At 72.9% G+C, this 3,409-nt stretch carries 1 protein-coding gene; it reads right to left on the bottom strand.

What is annotated here, in order from left to right; all coding sequences use genetic code 11:
- Positions 1-3,390: amino acid adenylation domain-containing protein (locus AB0E62_RS39845; protein WP_362205985.1), on the bottom strand; the 3,390-nt coding region annotated here is incomplete at its 3' end.
- Positions 3,391-3,409: the final 19 nt, after the last annotated feature.

Genomic DNA, 3,409 nt, shown 5'->3' on the forward strand with positions numbered 1-3,409 from the left:
CCCCGGATCCGCCACCACCTGACGCAACACCCGAACGAACCGGCCCACCAGAGCCTCCACACTGCCCCGGTCGAACAGATCCGTCGCGTACTCGACGTATCCGCCGAGTCCCTCCCCGGAGGCGTCCAGGCCGAAGTTGAACTGGAGGTCGAACTTGGCGGTCCGGGTCGGGACGATCTCCAGTTCCGCCCTGACACCCGCCAGGTCGAAGTCGACCAGGGTGTTGTCGTCCTGCCAGGCCAGCATCACCTGGAACAGCGGGTGGTAGGCGCTGGACCGTTCCGGGTTGAGGATCTCCACCAGGTGCTCGAAGGGCACATCCTGGTGGTCGTAGGCGGCCAGGGCCTTGCTCCGCACCCGGCCCAGCACCTCGCGGAACGTCGGGTTTCCCGACAGGTCGACGCGCAGCACCCAGGTGTTGACGAAGAAGCCGACCAGGCCGGCCAGTTCCTCGTCGGTGCGCCCGGCGATCGGGGACCCGATGGAGATGTCCTCACCGCAGCCCAGCCGGCCCAGCAGCACGGCGAGCACCGACTGGAGCACCATCGGCATCGTGACGTCGTGCCCGCGGGCCAGTTCCCGCGCCGCGGCCAGCAGTCCGGGCTCGATGGCGAACTCCAGCCCGTCGCCGCGGCGGCCGGCCACGGGCGGCCGGGGCCGGTCGGTGGGCAGCTGGAGCGGCTGCGGTATGCCCGCCAGTTCCTCCAGCCAGTAGCCGGACTGGCGGGCGACGAGGCTGTGCGGGTCGTCCTCCGCGCCCAGCAGGTCGCGCTGCCAGAGGGTGTAGTCGGTGTACTGGACCGGCGATTCGTCCCAGACGGGCTCGCGGCCCGCCAGCCGCGCGGCATAGGCCGCCGCGAGGTCCCGCGCCAGGGGTGCCATCGACTCGCCGTCGGCCGCGATGTGGTGGACGACCAGACCCAGGACGTGCTCCCGCGCGGACCGCCGGAACAGTTCGGCGCGGATCGGCACCTCGGTGAACAGGTCGAACCGGTACTCCATCGCCGCGGCCAGCGCGGCGGGCACCTCGTGCGGCGGGACCGGCGAGAGCGGCACGTCGAACGCCAGCTCGTCGGCCGGGACCACCCGCTGGTACGGCATGCCGTCGGCGTCCTCGACGAGGACGGTGCGCAGGCTTTCGTGCCGTAGCACCACGTCCCGTACGGCGGCCGACAGCGCGTCCGTGTCCAGCGGGCCGGACAGCCGGAGCGCCACCGGGATGTTGTACGTCGCGGACGGTCCCTCGAACCGGTGCAGGAACCACAGCCGGCGCTGCGCGAAGGACACCGGTACGGTGCCCGACCGGTCCGCCCTGGGGCGCAACACCGGCCGGGGCCGGTCGCCGGACGTCAGGTGGCCGGCGAGCGCGGCGACGGTCGGTGACTCGAACACGGTGCGGATGCGCAGTTCGGTGGTGAACGCCGAGCGGATCCGGCTGACGAGCTGGGTCGCCAGCAGGGAGTGTCCGCCGAGCGCGAAGAAGCTGTCGTCGAGGCCGACCCGTTCGACGCCCAGGACGTCGGCGAACAGGGCCGCCAGGGTCCGTTCCGCGGCGGTCCGCGGGGCCCGGTACGCCTCGCCGGTGAACTCGGGGTCGGGCAGGGCCGCGCGGTCCAGTTTGCCGTTGGGGGTCAGCGGCAGCCGGTCCATCGGCACGATCGCGGCCGGGACCATGTACTCGGGCAGCCGCTCCCCCACGTACCTCTTCAGCTCGTCGGCGGGCGGCTGTGCCCCCTCCTGGGCGGGGACCGTGTACGCGACGAGCTGCTTGCCGGGGCCCAGGCCGGCACGGGTGATCACCACGGCCCGCTCGACCGCCGGGTGCGCCGCCAGTACGGCCTCGATCTCTCCCGGCTCGACACGGAAGCCGCGCACCTTGGCCTGCATGTCGGCGCGGCCCAGGTATTCCAGGTTCCCGTCGGCGCCCCAGCGCGCGAGGTCACCGGTGCGGTACATGCGCGCACCGGGCGGCCCGTACGGGTCGGCGACGAAACGTTCGGCGGACAGCCCCGGTCGGTCCAGATAGCCGCGGGCCAGCCCGGCGCCCGCCAGGTACAGCTCGCCCGGGACACCCAGGGGCGCCAGCCCGAGCCGGCTGTCGAGCACGTAGGTCCGGCAGTTGGCCAGCGGCCTGCCGATGGGCAGGTGCCCGTCGCCGGTGCCGTCGTCCACGCACCCCGCGGCGTACACCGTGGCCTCGGTGGGGCCGTAGACATTGGCCAGCCGCACCCCGGGCGCCGTGTCCCGCAGCTTCCGCACGAGGGTCGAGGGCAGCGCCTCACCCGCGAGGACGATGGTGCCGATCCGGTCCAGCGGCGCCCGGTCGGCCATGGCGTCGAGCACCGAGGGGACGACGCACAGCAGGCTCGCCGCGCCGGTGTCCTGTTCCACGACCGCCAGCGCGTCGTCGAGCAACATGATGCTGCCCCCCACGAGCAGGGGCACCAGCGTGTCGAACACGGAGACATCGAAGGTCGTGGAGGTCGTCGCCAGGGCCCGTGAGAAGGTCTCCGCGCCGAATTCGGCGACGCCCCAGGCGGCCAGGTTCGCCACGCCCGCGTGTGCGACGACGACGCCCTTGGGCCGGCCCGTGGACCCCGATGTGTAGATGACGTAGGCGGGGTTGCGCGGGTGCAGTGCGGCGCGCCTGTCCGGGTTCGTGGGATCGCGGTCGGGCCGGGCCGCCAGGTCGGCGCGCAGGGCCGGGTCATCGAGGACGACCGGCTCGGCGAAGTCCGGAAGGGCCTCGGCGAAGCCCGCGTCGGTCACCACCAGTCCGGGCCGGGCGTCCTCGAGCAGGTACGAGATCCGTTCGGCCGGGTACGCGAGGTCGAGCGGCAGATAGGCGCCGCCCGCCTTGAGCACGGCCAGCAGCGTGACGATCAGGTCGGCGGACCGCGGCAGCGCCACCGCGACCAGTGTCTCGGGACCCACGCCGCGTCCGATCAGCCAGTGCGCGAGCCGGTTGGCCCGCGCGTTCAGCTCCCCGTACGACAGGGACACATCACCACAGACCAGCGCCTCGGCGTCGGGTGCGGTCGCCGCCCGCCGCTCGAAGAGTTCGGGCACCGTGCGCTCCTGGAAGGGCACCGCCGTGTCGTTGAGCACGCGCAGCAGGTGGTCTCGCTCCCGCGGCGCGAGCACGTCCACCCTGCCCACGAGGCGATCGGGCTCGTCCACGAGGTGGCGCAGCACCCTCAGGAAGCGCTGCCCGACCTCCTCGACGTACGCGTGGTCGAAGACGTCCGGCTGGTACTGCAGGGCGAGCTTCAGGTGCGAGGCGATGTCCGCGGTCACGGTGAGCGGGTAGTGCGTGCCGGCGTAGGGGCGCATGCCGGTGCAGGTGATGCCGGCCCGGGCGTTGGCCTCGCTCAGCCCGGCCTGGTCCATCGGGTACGACTCGAAGACC

Origin of the sequence: Streptomyces sp. NPDC038707 (assembly GCF_040636485.1) — a bacterium.
GTDB lineage: Bacteria > Actinomycetota > Actinomycetes > Streptomycetales > Streptomycetaceae > Streptomyces.